General features: G+C 54.5%; 15 protein-coding genes. 13 read left to right on the plus strand and 2 right to left on the minus strand.

The genetic code is table 11. The features are described 5' to 3' along the window. The 5 genes from LK04_RS06715 (at position 1) to LK04_RS06735 (ending at position 4,801) form a co-directional block, all read left to right on the plus strand. Positions 1-984 (plus strand): ABC transporter permease subunit, encoded by a 984-nt coding sequence (locus LK04_RS06715; RefSeq protein ID WP_039332145.1) that lies wholly within the window; start codon positions 1-3, stop codon positions 982-984. Positions 985-1,186: 202 nt separating this feature from the next. After that, on the plus strand, positions 1,187-2,125 hold the full coding sequence (locus LK04_RS06720) for an ABC transporter substrate-binding protein (protein WP_039332143.1): 939 nt from the start codon (positions 1,187-1,189) through the stop codon (positions 2,123-2,125). A gap of 66 nt (positions 2,126-2,191) precedes the next feature. After that, positions 2,192-2,875 carry a D-lyxose/D-mannose family sugar isomerase gene (locus LK04_RS06725; protein ID WP_039332141.1) on the plus strand — a complete coding sequence of 228 codons (684 nt, stop codon included), beginning with the start codon at positions 2,192-2,194 and terminating at the stop codon, positions 2,873-2,875. Positions 2,876-2,886: 11 nt separating this feature from the next. Next, positions 2,887-3,747, plus strand: coding sequence for a ketose 1,6-bisphosphate aldolase (locus LK04_RS06730; protein WP_039332139.1), 861 nt, complete (start codon positions 2,887-2,889; stop codon positions 3,745-3,747). A 1-nt stretch (position 3,748) separates the two neighbouring features. Continuing rightward, positions 3,749-4,801 (plus strand): carbohydrate kinase family protein, encoded by a 1,053-nt coding sequence (locus tag LK04_RS06735; protein ID WP_039332136.1) that lies wholly within the window; start codon positions 3,749-3,751, stop codon positions 4,799-4,801. Here the strand turns inward: LK04_RS06735 and LK04_RS06740 are convergent. Next, a complete protein-coding gene (locus LK04_RS06740) occupies positions 4,738-5,484 on the minus strand; it encodes a response regulator (RefSeq protein ID WP_039332134.1) in 747 nt (248 codons plus the stop codon). The genes LK04_RS06735 and LK04_RS06740 overlap by 64 nt on opposite strands. A 417-nt stretch (positions 5,485-5,901) precedes the next feature. Here LK04_RS06740 and LK04_RS06745 point away from each other — a divergent pair, with 417 nt between their 5' ends. Further along, positions 5,902-7,200 carry an NCS2 family permease gene (locus LK04_RS06745; protein ID WP_231568864.1) on the plus strand — a complete coding sequence of 433 codons (1,299 nt, stop codon included), beginning with the start codon at positions 5,902-5,904 and terminating at the stop codon, positions 7,198-7,200. 255 nt (positions 7,201-7,455) lie between these two features. Beyond that, on the plus strand, positions 7,456-7,851 hold the full coding sequence (locus LK04_RS06750) for a hypothetical protein (RefSeq protein WP_039332132.1): 396 nt from the start codon (positions 7,456-7,458) through the stop codon (positions 7,849-7,851). A gap of 52 nt (positions 7,852-7,903) precedes the next feature. Here LK04_RS06750 and LK04_RS06755 read toward each other — a convergent pair whose 3' ends face one another. Then, entirely contained in the window at positions 7,904-9,352 is a 1,449-nt protein-coding gene (locus LK04_RS06755) for an AMP nucleosidase (RefSeq protein ID WP_059109781.1), read from the minus strand. 125 nt (positions 9,353-9,477) lie between these two features. Here LK04_RS06755 and LK04_RS06760 point away from each other — a divergent pair, with 125 nt between their 5' ends. From LK04_RS06760 to LK04_RS06785, 6 genes are all read left to right on the plus strand, one after another. Further along, positions 9,478-9,678, plus strand: a complete 201-nt coding sequence (locus LK04_RS06760; RefSeq protein WP_156138106.1) for a hypothetical protein — start codon at positions 9,478-9,480, stop codon at positions 9,676-9,678. A gap of 19 nt (positions 9,679-9,697) precedes the next feature. Beyond that, the gene (locus tag LK04_RS06765; RefSeq protein WP_039336853.1) at positions 9,698-10,813 is read left to right on the plus strand and encodes a branched-chain amino acid ABC transporter substrate-binding protein; all 1,116 of its coding nucleotides are present in this window, start codon (positions 9,698-9,700) and stop codon (positions 10,811-10,813) included. Between the two features lie 78 nt (positions 10,814-10,891). Continuing rightward, the gene (locus LK04_RS06770; RefSeq protein ID WP_039336852.1) at positions 10,892-11,806 is read left to right on the plus strand and encodes an ABC transporter permease subunit; all 915 of its coding nucleotides are present in this window, start codon (positions 10,892-10,894) and stop codon (positions 11,804-11,806) included. Between the two features lie 10 nt (positions 11,807-11,816). Beyond that, positions 11,817-13,100 (plus strand): high-affinity branched-chain amino acid ABC transporter permease LivM, encoded by a 1,284-nt coding sequence (gene livM, locus LK04_RS06775; RefSeq protein WP_039336851.1) that lies wholly within the window; start codon positions 11,817-11,819, stop codon positions 13,098-13,100. Next, positions 13,093-13,968 carry an ABC transporter ATP-binding protein gene (locus LK04_RS06780; RefSeq protein ID WP_039336850.1) on the plus strand — a complete coding sequence of 292 codons (876 nt, stop codon included), beginning with the start codon at positions 13,093-13,095 and terminating at the stop codon, positions 13,966-13,968. The genes livM and LK04_RS06780 overlap by 8 nt, the downstream gene beginning before the upstream one ends. After that, positions 13,961-14,710 (plus strand): ABC transporter ATP-binding protein, encoded by a 750-nt coding sequence (locus LK04_RS06785; RefSeq protein ID WP_039336849.1) that lies wholly within the window; start codon positions 13,961-13,963, stop codon positions 14,708-14,710. The genes LK04_RS06780 and LK04_RS06785 overlap by 8 nt, the downstream gene beginning before the upstream one ends. The last annotated feature ends 111 nt before the right edge of the window (positions 14,711-14,821 follow it).

Below are 14,821 nucleotides of genomic sequence, written 5' to 3' on the forward strand. Positions count from 1 at the left end.
ATGACCAGTGAAACCGCACGTGCCAAAAGCCCAACGCTCAAACGGGCATTAATGAGCGATCTGCTGCAAACGGTAGGCATTCTTCCCATTCTAATCATCATCGTGGCGGTGTTTGGCTTCGTCACGCCAAACTTCTTTACCGAAGCAAACTTGCTGAACATTACCCGGCAGGCCTCGATCAACATCGTGCTGGCGGCGGGAATGACCTTTGTGATTCTGACGGGTGGTATCGATCTTTCAGTGGGGTCGATGTTGGGCACCACGGCGGTCGTGGCGATGGTGGTGTCGCTGGATCCCGCCTTTGCCGGTCTGACTATTCCAGCGGCGCTCGGTGCCGGTCTGATCATGGGATTGTTCAACGGCATCCTGGTGGCGTGGGCGGGATTACCGCCTTTCATCGTCACGTTGGGCACTTACACCGCACTGCGTGGTGCAGCCTATCTGCTGGCAAATGGCACCACGGTGATTAACTCCGACATCAATTTTGAGTGGATAGGCAATGGGTATCTCGGCTCGATTCCCTGGCTTATCATCATCGCCTTCGCGGTGATTGCACTGTGCTGGTTCATTTTGCGCCGCACTACGCTGGGGGTGCACATTTATGCGGTGGGGGGCAACGTACAGGCGGCGCGTCTTACCGGGATCAAAGTAAGTCTGGTGCTGGTGTTTGTCTATGCGATGAGCGGCATGTTGTCAGGGTTGGGGGGCTTGATGAGCGCCTCGCGCCTTTACAGTGCCAACGGCAACCTCGGTATGGGCTATGAGCTGGATGCCATCGCGGCGGTCATTTTGGGCGGCACCAGCTTTGTCGGCGGCATCGGCACCATCACCGGCACGCTGATTGGTGCGCTAATTATCGCCACGCTGAATAACGGCATGACGTTGATGGGCGTGTCGTATTTCTGGCAGTTAGTGATTAAAGGCGCGGTGATCATTATCGCGGTACTCATCGATAAATACCGCACACGCCATCATTTGAATTAACGGGCTATTTTACTTGCCATTTTGCCACCGGGCAGTGCGCGCAATCCTCACGTACTTCAGTACGCTCCGGTTGCTGTGCGCTGGCCGTCGACAAACTGGCTGCGACAATAACGCCCTGGGTTTGAGCTTATGAAACAGGTTGTCACATCACGGCGTTCTGACCGATCGCCAACATAATCATAAAAGCAGGAGAACATCGACTATGCGTTTTAATCCGATTATTACCGGACTGCTGGCGGCGACGCTGTTGAGTGCGCCACTGGTGCAGGCCAAAGAGTTGAAATCCATTGGTGTGACCGTGGGTGATCTTGCCAACCCGTTCTTCGTGCAAATCACCAAGGGTGCGGAGCTGAAAGCGCGTGAGCTGGCAGGCGACAAGGTCAACGTGACGTTAGTGTCGAGCGGCTACGATCTTGGTCAGCAGGTGGCGCAGATTGATAACTTCATCGCGGCTAAAGTGGACATGATCATCCTCAACGCCGCCGATTCAAAAGGCATCGCCCCTGCCGTTAAACGTGCTCGTGACGCCGGTATTGTGGTGGTGGCGGTGGACGTGGCCGCTGATGGTGCCAACGCCACCATTACCTCCGATAACACCCAGGCAGGTGCTATGGCGTGTAAATACATCTCCGATCGCCTGAAAAATAAAGGCAATGTGGTGATCATCAACGGGCCACCGGTATCGGCTGTGCAAAACCGTGTCGAAGGCTGTATGACCGAGCTGAAAACCCATCCGGATATCAAACTGCTCTCCTACAACCAGAACGCCAAAGGCAGTCGCGATGGTGGATTGGAAGTGATGACCGGTTTGCTTTCTGCTAATCCGAAAATCGATGCGGTGTTTGCGATTAATGACCCGACGGCGATCGGTGCCGACCTGGCTGCGAAACAGGCGCAGCGTAGTGAGTTCTTTATTGTTGGCGTTGATGGATCGCCAGATGGTGAAGAAGCCCTGAAACGCAAAGGTTCGTTGTTTGTGGCGACACCGGCGCAAGACCCACAGGTGATGGCGGCGAAAGCGGTGGAGATTGGTTACGACATTCTGCAAGGCAAACCGGCACCGGACAAGCCGGTGCTGATCCCGGTCACCATGATCGATCGTAATACCGTTGGCAGCTACAAAGGCTGGACGGTGAAATAACCGGTTCACCGCGATCTGTACTGGATGGGCGGGCCACGTCTCGCCCCTACCTGTGGAGAGGGACCCATGCAGCGATCAGAAGTTAACGCCATTCTTCAACTGACCCGCGAATTCTTCATGCGTCAGGATGTTCACCTGCCGCCCTGGGCTGATTATGGCCTCAGCCAGTGGCGTGCACTGGAGCAAAGCCGCGCGCAAGAGTTGCTGGCGCTGCACCTCGGCTGGGACGTCACCAGTTTCGGGGCAGATGATTTCAGCCAGACGGGCCTGACCCTGTTTACCTTGCGCAATGGCTCACGCGGTGGGCAGCCGTGGGGTAAACCCTATGCGGAAAAAATCATGCATGTCCGCGAAGGGCAGGTCACGCCCATGCATTACCACCCGCAAAAAATGGAAGACATTATTAATCGTGGTGGCGGCAATTTGATTGTCACACTGCATAACCGTGAGGGCACACAGCTTGGTGACACGCCGGTAAACGTGACGCTGGATGGCATCCGCCAAACGCATGCCGCGGGGTCGCAACTGCGCTTATCGCCTGGTGAAAGTGTCACCCTGATGCCTGGCATCTGGCACAGCTTTTGGGGAGAAGAGGGCTATGGCGATGTGCTGGTTGGCGAAGTGTCGATGCCCAACGACGACGAACATGACAACGTGTTTCTCACGCCGTTAGCGCGCTTCAATCCGATTGATGAGGATGAAGAACCGCGCTGGCTGCTCTGCAACGAATATCACCGCTGGCTGGCATAAAGGAGCGCACCATGGCACTGATTTCACTGGCGCAGGGCCTTGCCCACGCGCAGCAGCATCAATACGCATTGGGCGCATTTAATGTGCTGGATACCCACTTCTTGCGCGCCCTGTTTCAGGCAGCAGAGCAACAACGTTCACCATTCATTATCAACATTGCCGAGGTGCACTTTAAATATGTCAGCCTCGAACATCTTATCGCGGCCATTCGCACTGAAGCAGCGCTGCACGATATTCCGGTGGTGCTCAACCTTGATCATGGTTTGCATTTTGAAGCGGTGATGCAGGCGATCCGCCTCGGCTTTACCTCGGTGATGTTCGATGGTTCAACTCTCAGTTACGACGAGAATGTGCGTCAGACACGCGAAGTGGTGAAAATGTGTCATGCCCTTGGCGTGTCCGTGGAGGCGGAGCTGGGGGCTGTGGGCGGCGACGAGGGGGGAGCACTGTTTGGCGAAGCTGACAGCAACAAATTTACCGACCCTGCGCGCGCGGCAGAGTTTGTTGAATCAACCGGCATTGACTGTCTGGCGGTGGCCATCGGCAACGCGCATGGGAAATACAAAGGTGAACCCAAGCTCGATTTCGAACGGCTTGCGGCAATCCGTGCGGCAGCCAGGATTCCGTTGGTGCTGCATGGCGGTTCAGGGATCAGTGATGCGGATTTCCGCCATGCCATTAGCCTTGGAATTCACAAAATCAATTTTTACACCGGTATGTCTCAGGCGGCGTTAGGGGCGATTGAAAAACAGATTAGTCAGCGTGATGCGCGATACGATTCTTTCGCCGAACTACTGATGGCAGTTGAGCACGACATCGCCAACGTGGTGGCGCAGCAAATGCAGGTATTTGGCAGTGCCGGGAGGGCCTGAGATGGCGCAACGCAAGGGCATTTTGGGCGCAGGCAGCATGCTGGTAGACCATGTGCAGCGTATTACTCACTGGCCGGAGCAGGGCTGGCTGGCGGAGATTACCCACAGCGAGAAATGCAGCGGTGGGGCCGCGCTCAATGTGCTGTTCACGCTGGCGCGCATGCAGGTGAATGTGCCGCTGGCGGGGGTGGGGATGGTTGGTGAGGACAACGACGGCGATTACATTGTGCAGTTGTTGGACGACCATCAAATAGATCGCCGTTTTGTCCAGCGCACCTGCAGTGTCACCACCGCCATGACTCAGGTAATGACCACGCCAGACGGGCAGCGCACCTTCTTCCATGCGCGTGGCGCCAATGCACAGCTGGATCTGTTGCATTTTGCTGATGTCGCGACAACGCATCGTATTTTCCATCTGGGTTATCTGCTGTTGCTGGATAGTCTGGATCAACCTGACGATGAATACGCTACTCGCAGTGCACGGTTGCTGGCACAGATGCAGCAGCGCGGTTATCTCACCTCGCTGGATTTGGTTTCACGAGCGGGAGAATATCGTCCTTTGGTTGTCCCTGCGCTGCGCTGGCTGGATTATCTGGTGATAAATGAGCTAGAGGCGCAAGCGTTGACGGGCATCACGTTACGCAGCGAACAGGGGCTGTCGGCGCCAGAAGCTTTTGCGCAAGCGGCAGCATGGCTCATTGCACAAGGGGTGCGTCAGCGGGTGGTGATCCATGCGCCAGAGGGGGCGTGGGGGCAAGAAGGTACAGAAGAGGGGATCTGGCAGCCTGCCTGGTGCCTGACACCTGAGGAGATTGTCGGTAGCGTAGGCGCGGGCGATGCCTTTTGTGCGGGTGTGCTTTATGCCAGTCACGAGAACTGGACGATGATAGACACGCTGAAGCTGGCACACACCTGTGCCTGTTTTAATCTGCATGCAGCGAATGCGCTGGACGGCACGCGGCCATTGGCCGAGATGCAGCGCTGGATGGATCAGGCTATTTGTGTTTCACGTGATGCAGAAGCGGGGCGCATCACATCCGCAGAAAAAACGTAACCCAAACCGCGGATGGTGCGTATCAGGCTGGGCTGGTGTGGATTGGTTTCGATTTTTCGTCTCAACCGCATAATCAGCACGTCAATGGTGCGATCGAAGACTTCCAGGCTTTCGCTATGGGTCAGTTCCAGCAGTTGATCGCGGGTTAACACTTTGCGGGCATGGCTCACCAAAGCACGCAGCAAGGTATATTCCCCTTGGGTTAGCGGCACATTCTCCCGTTGCGGATTAAACAACTGGCAACGGGCATCATCCAGGCGCCAGCCATTGAATTGCCACCCCTCGTCATAATGCGTCTCAGGTTGAGCCAGACGGCCGCAGCGGCGTAACGCGGCTCTGGCGCGTGCCACCACCACTCGTGGGTTAAAGGGTTTGGCGATATAATCATCGGCTCCCATTTCCAGGCCTACCACCATATCCGCTTCAGAACCCATACCGGTCAACATGATGACCAGCAGGTCTGGCCGCTGTCTCTGCATCTGTTGCAGCACCAGCAGGCCGTTGGTATCGGGTAGCATCATATCCAGCATCACCAGAGAGATTTCAGGATGCAGGCTGACCAGCGCCAGCGCATCTTTGCCCTGGTGGCAGCTGTAGACGGTAAACACGTGTTCACTTAATACATCGTGCAGCAATTCACACACGGCACGATCATCATCAACGACCAAAATCGCGGGCTTCATTGCGCTGTCTCTTTGTTGCGGAAGGGTTAAAAAGCAGTGTAACCCGATGTTTTTAGGCTGCCGATTCAGGCTGCAGAAACGTGAGCGCCATCGCCAGGCAGAGTGTGAAAGCGTGCGTTGCCGCAATATTTTTTGCCGTGACCATGACCATTGGGGAAAACGATTGCGCAGCGATAGTGCAATGCACCATAATCGCGCCTCGTTCTGGTTCAGAATTATCTTAACCGTAAATACATTCGCGGACGTAAACGATTGCGTACAGTGATGGCATAGCAATTGCTATATGGACAGGGGAAAGCGGAAGGCGTTCTTGCCTTACGTCCGGCTTAAATCGCTTTCATCAAAAAAAAAATCACTAGCTTAACCACATTGGCAAGAGAGAACGTGCATCCGTGCCGTCTCCGCTCATGAGAGATGATGATGTTAGAAAAACTCTTCAAATTAAAAGCGCACAACACCACCGTGCGTACGGAAATTATTGCCGGTATCACCACCTTCCTGGCAATGGCCTACATCCTGTTTGTTAACCCGAGCATCCTCGGTGCAACCGGGATGGATAAAGGTGCGGTGTTTGTGGCGACCTGTCTGGCAGCGGCAATTGGCTGCGTGTTGATGGGTTTGATCGCTAACTATCCGATCGCTCTGGCACCCGGCATGGGGCTTAACGCCTTCTTCACCTACACCGTGGTGCTGCATATGGGTTACACCTGGCAGATTGCACTGGGTGCGGTGTTCCTCTCAGCGGTGATTTTCTTTGCTCTGTCGATTTTCAAAATTCGTGAGTGGATTATTGCCAGTATTCCTTTACCGCTGCGTGCCGGCATTGCCGCCGGTATTGGTCTGTTCCTGGCACTGATTGCGCTGGAAGGTGCGGGCATCGTGGTGGATAACCCAGCCACCTTAGTGGGTCTGGGCGATCTGACGAAACCGGGTCCACTGCTGGCGCTGTTAGGCTTCTTTATTATTGTAGCGCTGGAAGCACGTCGCGTTACCGGTGCGGTGTTGATCGGTATCCTGGTGGTGACCTTTATCTCCATGGGGATTGGCCTGACGCCATTTGGTGGGGTGTTCTCTGCACCGCCTTCGATTGCGCCGACCTTTATGCAACTGGATATCTCCGGTGCCTTCAACGTGGGCCTGGTAAGTGTCATCTTCGCCTTCCTGTTCGTTGATGTGTTTGATAACACCGGTACGCTGTTGGGTGTGACCAAGCGTGCAGGCCTGGCTGATGAGCAGGGCAACGTGCCAAAAATGGGCCGTGCACTGATTGCGGATAGTGCGGCTGCCTTGTTTGGTTCTCTGCTGGGTACCTCAACCACCACCAGCTACGTCGAATCTGCGGCGGGTGTCAGTGCCGGCGGACGTACCGGTTTGACCGCCATCGTGGTCGCGGTGCTGTTCCTGCTGAGCCTGTTCTTCTCGCCATTGGCGGGTAGCGTTCCGGTTTACGCCACCGCACCTGCTCTGCTGTTCGTGGCAGTACTGATGGCTTCCGGGTTGGCTGAAATTGACTGGAAAGACATCACCACGGCTGCACCAGTGACGGTAACGGCATTGACCATGCCGCTGACCTACTCGATTGCTAACGGCATCGCCTTCGGTTTCATTACCTGGACCGTGGTGAAGTTGCTGAGTGGTCGTACTAAAGAACTCAACGCCGCGTTAGTGATTCTCTCCATTCTGTTCGTGATCAAACTGGGCTGGCTGAGCGCTTAAGTTCTGGTTTACGGAAGCCCGCTCGGGCTTCCGTGTCATCTGTTACATCTCCGTAGTTAATTCCTGTGCGATGTCTCGCAATCCTCATTGATGCACGCTTCACGGATGTGTCGACCTGGTTTAACTTCTCGCGTCGTCATTCACTGCCTGACTTTTTTATCCCAATGGCGGGTTCGTGGAATGTTTAATCAGTTCGAATCTGTTTCACTAAGGTGATAGTGGGAAGATTGAACGAATACAGTAAAGGATTTGGTGATGGATAACCCCATTAACAACATGCCTCGTTTATCTCCTCCGCTTCTTTTGGGTATGCACAATCAAGGAGAACATCCCATGGAAACGTTAACGAAACGGGTTGAACATCTGGAAAAAAACACGCAAAAAATCCAGTTTGATGTTGCTCTGCTCACGGCACGATCCGAGCATTTTGCGACGAAATCAGACATTGAATGTTTGAGAACCGAGCAGGGGCAAATGCGTAATGAACTCATGGGCGAGATGGGCCAGTTGGATAGACGCATAGATCGCAAATTTGAAAGGCTAGAAGCCAAATTTGAAAAGCTGAATGACCGTTTAACGTGGTCGATTATGATCCCGGCCATCCTGGCTGTTGTGGCATGGTTTGTGAAAACGGCTGTGATGGAAATATGAGTGTTGAACCGGAAAGTCATTCCGACCTGCTAGCAGGCCGGAATGTACATATTTACCTGAACGGCGGCTCATTAAAGGTGCGCAACTTCCTGGAATGCAGCTTATCGCCCTCAGCACGCAGCAGCTCAACCGCGCAAATACCGATTTGCAGATGCTCTGAAATTGCCCCTTCGTAGAAACGATTTGCCTGTCCCGGCAGTTTAATTTCGCCGTGCAGTGGCTTATCCGAAACGCACAGCAAAGTACCGTAAGGCACACGGAAGCGATAGCCCTGTGCGGCAATTGTCGCGCTCTCCATGTCTACCGCCACGGCGCGGCTCAGGTTAAAGCGCAGCGCAGAAGCGGAATAACGCAACTCCCAGTTACGGTCATCAGTTGTGACAACGGTTCCGGTACGCAGACGCTGTTTGACCTCTCCCCCCGGCATACCGCTGACTGCTTTCGTGGCGTCATACAAAGCTCGCTGTACTTCAGCAATGCTTGGGATCGGAATGTCCGGCGGCAGTACGCTATCTAACACGTGATCGTCACGCAGATAAGCGTGCGCCAGCACGTAGTCACCAATGGTCTGGCTTTCACGTAGCCCGCCACAGTGACCAATCATCAACCAGGCGTGCGGACGGATCACGGCGAGGTGATCGCAAATAGTTTTAGCGTTGGACGGTCCCACCCCGATATTTACCAGCGTGATGCCGCGGCGGTTGGGTGAGGTCAGATGCCAGGCAGGCATCTGGTGCTTCTTCCACGCCAGGTCGGACATCATGGCGGTAGGGTCTTTGGTGTCGGCGGTGATGACCACATCCCCGGCGCACGCCAGACTGTCATAAGGCGTATTGGGATCCTGAACCTGTTCGATGGCCCAACGCACGAACTCATCGACATAGCGGGTGTAGTTGGTAAACAGCACAAACGGCTGGAAATGTTCTACCGCTGTACCGGTGTAATGACGCAGACGCGCGAGGGAGAAATCGGTGCGCAGCGCATCAAAGTGTGAAAGCGGGAAGATAGCATTGGCATGGAACAGACCATCCGCGGTTTCATCGCCGATTTGTGACAGTTCAGTGGTGGGGAAATGTCGCGCGATGCTGGCGCTCATTGAGCGGTCCAGCGTGAGGCCATCAATCACGTAGGGATAAGGGATTTCCTGTTGCGATGGGCCCACCTCAATTAGCACATCGTACTCTTTTTCCAGCATCTGTAACTGCTCGCTCAAATAATGGCGTAACAGTGCAGGGCGGGTGATAGTGGTGCTGTAACTGCCGGTATGGGTAAAACGGCCCCAGGCGCGCGTACGATTCTGCTGTGGGCCTTCCCCCTGCCAGGTGATGCGCAATTCGGGATAAACAAACAGACCATTTTGACGCTCGGCTTCATCCGGCAGCGTACCCTGGGCGGTGAAATCACGAATCGCGTTGCGCAGTGCCTCTACAGCGCTCTCATACAGGCGTTCCAGCTCATCCAGTGCCTGCTGGCTACTCAATCCGTTCCGTTGTGTATTCATAGGCTCTCCTTCAGGGAAACATGGACCGATTTGACCAGAGCATAGCGGATAAACACAGCAGCACGATGAAGAATCTGTGATCGACCGCATTCTGCACCATCACGGTGCTGGTGCGCGGCGTAACTGTGGCTATGTTTATGATTAGCAGGGATGTCACCTCGCGCCGCTTCTACCCTGGCGCGATGCCACTGCAAAAACTGCCACCGACCGTCTTCTTTGGCGAGTTTCTTGCTTATTCCTTAACCGTGGTCCTGATGACCACTGAAAGTGCTGCAAAAGTTTCAGAAATTGATTTCTCCCAGGCCGTGGTATGGCTCCGTTCCTGACCCGTTGAGGATTGAAAGCATGTCTTTGAAATTCATGAAACACCCAGTGAAGGTGGTACTTGCAGGTTGCCTGAGCGTAGCATTTTACGCGCAAGCGGATATCAAGATTGGTGTAGCGGGCCCGTTCTCCGGCCCCAATGCGACCTACGGGGCGCAGTACTGGAAAGGTGCAAGTCAGGCAGCCGACGATATTAATGCCGCAGGCGGTATTAACGGCGAAAAAATTGTGTTGGTGCAGGGGGATGATGCCTGTGAACCCAAGCAGGCGGTGTCGGTAGCCAACCGACTCGTTGATCAGGACAAAGTGATGGCAGTGGTCGGTCATTTCTGTTCGTCCTCCACCATGCCCGCCTCGGAAGTGTATGACGAAGCGGGTGTGCTGGCGATTACACCCGGATCCACTAACCCGCAAATCACCGAGCGCGGCATGAAAACCATGTTCCGCATGTGTGGTCGTGACGATCAGCAAGGGGCAATCGCCGCCGATTACATCATCGACAAGTTAAAAGCGAAAAAAGTGGCGGTAATCCACGACAAAGATACTTACGGTCAAGGCCTTGCCGATGCCACTAAAGCGGCGTTAGAGAAACGCGGCGTGAAAGAGGTGATGTATGAAGGGCTGTCTCGCGGTGAAAAAGATTTCAACGCATTAGTAACGAAAATCGGTGCGGTTAAACCTGATGTGGTCTATTTCGGTGGATGCCACCCGGAAGCGGGTCCGTTAGTGCGTCAAATGCGTGAGCAGGGCGTCAACGCCGCCTTCTTCTCCGGTGACTGTATCGTGACTGAAGAGATGGTGACGGCAGCTGGTGGCCCGCAATATACCAAAGGCGTGTATATGACCTTTGGTAATGACCCACGCACCATTCCTGATGGCAAAGCGGTGATTGAGAAATTCCGTGCCAGCGGTTTCGAACCGGAAGGCTACACCCTCTACGCTTATGCGTCAGTTCAGGCGATTGCTGCGGCCTACAAAGCTGCCGGTAAAGATAACGCCAAAGCCAGTGATTGGTTGAAAGCCAATAGTGTCGATACCGTGATGGGCAAAAAGGCCTGGGACGGTAAGGGCGACCTTAAAGTCTCGGATTATGTTGTTTATCAGTGGGATGACAAAGGCAAATATCACCAGCTGTAATATGACACGCGGCCCCGCCTGGCGGGGCTTTTCGCGATTGGACGCGAAATCTGCGTTCCTTTTACGTGCGAGAGATATATGGACGCTTTCTTCATACAGCAGATGATCAACGGCCTGACGTTGGGCGCGGTATATGGGTTGATCGCTATTGGCTACACCATGGTTTACGGCATTATCGGCATGATCAACTTCGCGCATGGCGAGGTGTACATGATCTCCGCCTACCTGTGTGCGATAGGCCTGGCATTACTGAGCTACTTTGGCATTCACTCCTTTCCACTGCTGATCTTCGGCACGTTGATTTTTACCATTATTGTCACTGCCGCCTACGGCTGGGCGATAGAGCGTATTGCCTATCGACCTCTGCGTAACTCCACGCGTCTTGCGCCCCTGATTTCAGCGATTGGCATGTCACTGATCCTGCAAAACTATGTTCAGTTGAGCCAGGGGCCAAACCAACAAGGGATTCCGACATTACTGACAGGCGTACTGCGCATGGAGATTGATGGCGGTATTGTGCAGATCACCTGGACCAAAGTGTTCATCCTTATCGCCGCCTTCTGCGGCATGGCATTACTGACCTGGATTATTCAATACACCAAACTGGGACGCATCTGTCGTGCGGTGCAGCAGGACCGGCGCATGGCCTCGATTCTGGGTATCAATACCGATCGTGTCATTTCGCTGGTGTTTGTGATTGGCGCGGCGATGGCCGGGTTGGCGGGTGTGCTGGTGACCATGAACTACGGCACCTTTGATTTTTATGCCGGGTTTATTATCGGCATCAAAGCCTTCACGGCTGCGGTGTTAGGCGGCATTGGTTCTTTGCCGGGCGCCATGTTGGGCGGATTACTGCTGGGCGTTGCGGAAGCGCAGTTCGCGGGGCTGGTGAACTCTGATTATAAAGATGTGTTCTCCTTTGCTCTGCTGGTGGTGATTCTGATCTTCCGTCCGCAGGGGCTGCTGGGACGTCCGCTGGTTGCAAAAGTGTGAGGATGCCGCGATGAATGCAATGACGCAAAGTACGGGCGTGCGCGAAGCACTGCTCGATACACTGCTGGCTGGCGTGATCGCGCTGGTGGTGTTTGGTCCGATTGTTGGGGTGGTGCTGGATGGCTACAGCTTCAAACTGTCGCCTCAACGTGTTGCACTGCTGGTGGCGCTGGTAATGGTGGGGCGCTTAGTCATCAGCCTGATTCTGCATACGCCCTTTGGCCAGCGCTTTAAGCGTAAGTTTGAAGGCAATGACGACGGTGTTTACGTCCGGGAACCGGGCTATCGTTCGCGGCTGCGCTGGGTATTACCACTGCTGCTGGTGGGCGCGCTGGCGTTTCCCTTTCTCTCAACAAAATATCTGTTAACGGTGGCTATTCTCGGGCTGATTTATGTTCTGCTCGGTCTTGGATTAAACATTGTGGTGGGTCTCGCCGGGCTGCTTGATTTGGGCTATGTGGCCTTTTACGCCATTGGTGCCTACGGTCTGGCATTGGGCTACGAATACCTCGGCTTAGGGTTCTGGAGTATGTTGCCGATTGCCGCGTTGCTGGCCGCTTTTGCCGGTGCACTGCTGGGCTTTCCGGTGCTGCGCATGCACGGTGATTATCTGGCCATCGTGACGTTGGGTTTCGGTGAAATTATCCGTCTGGTGCTGACCAACTGGCTGTCGTTTACCGGCGGACCCAACGGCGTATCGGTCCCTTCACCGACCTTTTTTGGCCTTGAGTTTGCCCGACGTGCGCGGGACGGTGGGGTGCCTTATCACGAATTTTTCCACCTTGATTACAACCCCAATATGAAGTTTATCTTCATTTACGTGGTGCTGGTGCTGGTGGTGCTCCTGGTACTGTTTATCAAGCATCGCCTGACGCGCATGCCGATTGGTCGCGCATGGGAGGCGCTGCGTGAAGATGAAATTGCCTGCCGTGCGATGGGGCTGAACCATGTGCTGGTAAAGCTTTCGGCATTTATGTTGGGCGCATCCACCGCGGGTATTGCCGGGGTATTCTTTGCCAGCTATCAGGGATTTGTTAATCCAACGTCATTCACCTTTTTCGAGTCTGCACTGATTTTGGCGATTGTGGTACTGGGAGGAATGGGTTCGACGCTGGGCGTGGTGCTCGCGGCTTTTGTGCTGACTGTGGCGCCAGAACTGTTGCGCAGTTTTGCAGAATATCGCGTCCTGCTGTTTGGCATGCTGATGGTATTGATGATGATTTGGCGCCCGCGCGGCCTGGTGCGTACCGCCCGTGTTGGCGTACCGCTGAGAAAAGGAGTGCGCCATGAGTGATGCCATTCTGCAAGTGGATAACCTGATGATGCGCTTCGGCGGCATTAAAGCGCTTAATGATGTCAGCCTGTCTGTGGCACGCGGTTCAGTCACCTCGCTGATTGGCCCCAATGGTGCCGGTAAAACCACGGTGTTCAATTGCCTGACAGGATTTTATCGCGCCACGGGCGGGCGCATTATGCTCAATGCTAACCAGCGCAGCACTGACGTGATTCAGGTGCTGGGGCAGAAAATCCACCCACAGGATTGGCTCAATCCTGCACGTCTGGGATCGCGAGTCTGGTACAAAATGTTCGGCGGAGCCCACTTGGTCAATCGCGCTGGGCTGGCGCGCACCTTTCAAAACATCCGTCTGTTCCGTGAAATGTCAGTGGTCGAGAACCTGCTGGTGGCCCAGCACATGCAGGTTAACCGACAGCTTTTAGCGGGGGTACTGAATACGCGTGGTTACCGGGAAGCGGAAAACCGGGCACTGGATCGCGCCTTTTACTGGCTGGAAAACGTCGATTTAGTCTCCAGTGCGAATCGGCTGGCGGGGACGCTCTCTTATGGCCAACAGCGGCGATTAGAGATTGCACGCGCCATGTGCACGCGTCCCGAATTGATCTGCCTGGATGAACCCGCAGCAGGGCTGAACCCGGTTGAGACCGATGCACTGAGTCAAATCCTGCATCGCCTGCGTGCCGACCACCGTATTAGCGTGATGTTGATTGAACATGATATGCCGATGGTGATGCGTATTTCCGATCACATTGTGGTGTTGGATCATGGCGATGTGATTGCGCAGGGCACACCGCAGCAAATCCGCCACGATCCCAAAGTGATTGCGGCTTATCTCGGTGCCGATGAGGAGAGCGAGCATGGCTGAGCCGATGCTGAGTTTTGAACAGGTGGATGTGTTTTACGGCCCCGTGCAGGCCCTCAAGCAGGTGTCATTGACCGTGAACCAGGGCGAAACCGTCGCCTTGATTGGCGCGAACGGTGCAGGCAAATCGACGCTGCTGATGTCGATATTTGGTCAACCGCGCATTGCCAGCGGTGAGATTCGCTTGCGCGGAGAATCGATTAGCCATCGTAGCACCCATTTTATCGCGGCCAGTGGTATTGCCCAGGCACCAGAAGGGCGGCGCATCTTCCCAGACATGACGGTGGAAGAGAATTTGCTGATGGGCACTATCGCCGTGGGTGAACGCCACGTCAAAGAGGACAAGGAGCGAATGTATCAACTGTTCCCACGCTTGCTGGAACGGCGCAAGCAGCGCGCAATGACGCTCTCTGGCGGTGAGCAACAGATGCTGGCAATTGCGCGGGCATTGATGAGTCGCCCGAAGCTATTGTTACTGGATGAACCTAGCCTGGGCCTGGCACCGATCGTGGTGAAGCAGATCTTCAACATCCTGCGCGAATTGACTCAGCAAGGCATGACGTTATTTCTGGTGGAGCAGAATGCTCGTCATGCGCTGCAACTAGCTGACCGTGGCTATGTCATGGTCAACGGAGAAATTAAATTGAGCGGCAGTGGGGAAGAACTCCTAAATAACGATGAGGTGCGTAGCGCCTATCTCGGTGGTGCAGCGGATCCTGCGGTGGTGGCGACAAAAAGTTTGTAATAATGATTAAATGGTGACGGGAAACACTTTGCATATTTCTCAGTGGCCTATCATCATTATTACTCTTCTTCTTCTCCAAAGTGATTTGGTACTCCCTTGCAAAATCCTGGC

This window comes from Pantoea vagans, from assembly GCF_001506165.1.
In the GTDB taxonomy this organism is placed as follows: domain Bacteria; phylum Pseudomonadota; class Gammaproteobacteria; order Enterobacterales; family Enterobacteriaceae; genus Pantoea; species Pantoea vagans_C.

What these genes read in the sequence shown, in the direction of transcription:
- LK04_RS06770 (WP_039336852.1), top strand. Translation starts at nt 10,892, where the DNA reads ATGGACGCTTTCTTCATACAGCAGATGATCAACGGCCTGACGTTGGGC.
- LK04_RS06745 (WP_231568864.1), top strand. Translation starts at nt 5,902, where the DNA reads ATGATGTTAGAAAAACTCTTCAAATTAAAAGCGCACAACACCACCGTG.
- LK04_RS06785 (WP_039336849.1), top strand. Translation starts at nt 13,961, where the DNA reads ATGGCTGAGCCGATGCTGAGTTTTGAACAGGTGGATGTGTTTTACGGC.
- LK04_RS06780 (WP_039336850.1), top strand. Translation starts at nt 13,093, where the DNA reads ATGAGTGATGCCATTCTGCAAGTGGATAACCTGATGATGCGCTTCGGC.
- LK04_RS06715 (WP_039332145.1), top strand. Translation starts at nt 1, where the DNA reads ATGACCAGTGAAACCGCACGTGCCAAAAGCCCAACGCTCAAACGGGCA.
- LK04_RS06740 (WP_039332134.1), bottom strand. Translation starts at nt 5,484, where the DNA reads ATGAAGCCCGCGATTTTGGTCGTTGATGATGATCGTGCCGTGTGTGAA.
- LK04_RS06765 (WP_039336853.1), top strand. Translation starts at nt 9,698, where the DNA reads ATGTCTTTGAAATTCATGAAACACCCAGTGAAGGTGGTACTTGCAGGT.
- LK04_RS06725 (WP_039332141.1), top strand. Translation starts at nt 2,192, where the DNA reads ATGCAGCGATCAGAAGTTAACGCCATTCTTCAACTGACCCGCGAATTC.
- livM (WP_039336851.1), top strand. Translation starts at nt 11,817, where the DNA reads ATGAATGCAATGACGCAAAGTACGGGCGTGCGCGAAGCACTGCTCGAT.
- LK04_RS06720 (WP_039332143.1), top strand. Translation starts at nt 1,187, where the DNA reads ATGCGTTTTAATCCGATTATTACCGGACTGCTGGCGGCGACGCTGTTG.
- LK04_RS06730 (WP_039332139.1), top strand. Translation starts at nt 2,887, where the DNA reads ATGGCACTGATTTCACTGGCGCAGGGCCTTGCCCACGCGCAGCAGCAT.
- LK04_RS06755 (WP_059109781.1), bottom strand. Translation starts at nt 9,352, where the DNA reads ATGAATACACAACGGAACGGATTGAGTAGCCAGCAGGCACTGGATGAG.
- LK04_RS06750 (WP_039332132.1), top strand. Translation starts at nt 7,456, where the DNA reads ATGGATAACCCCATTAACAACATGCCTCGTTTATCTCCTCCGCTTCTT.
- LK04_RS06735 (WP_039332136.1), top strand. Translation starts at nt 3,749, where the DNA reads ATGGCGCAACGCAAGGGCATTTTGGGCGCAGGCAGCATGCTGGTAGAC.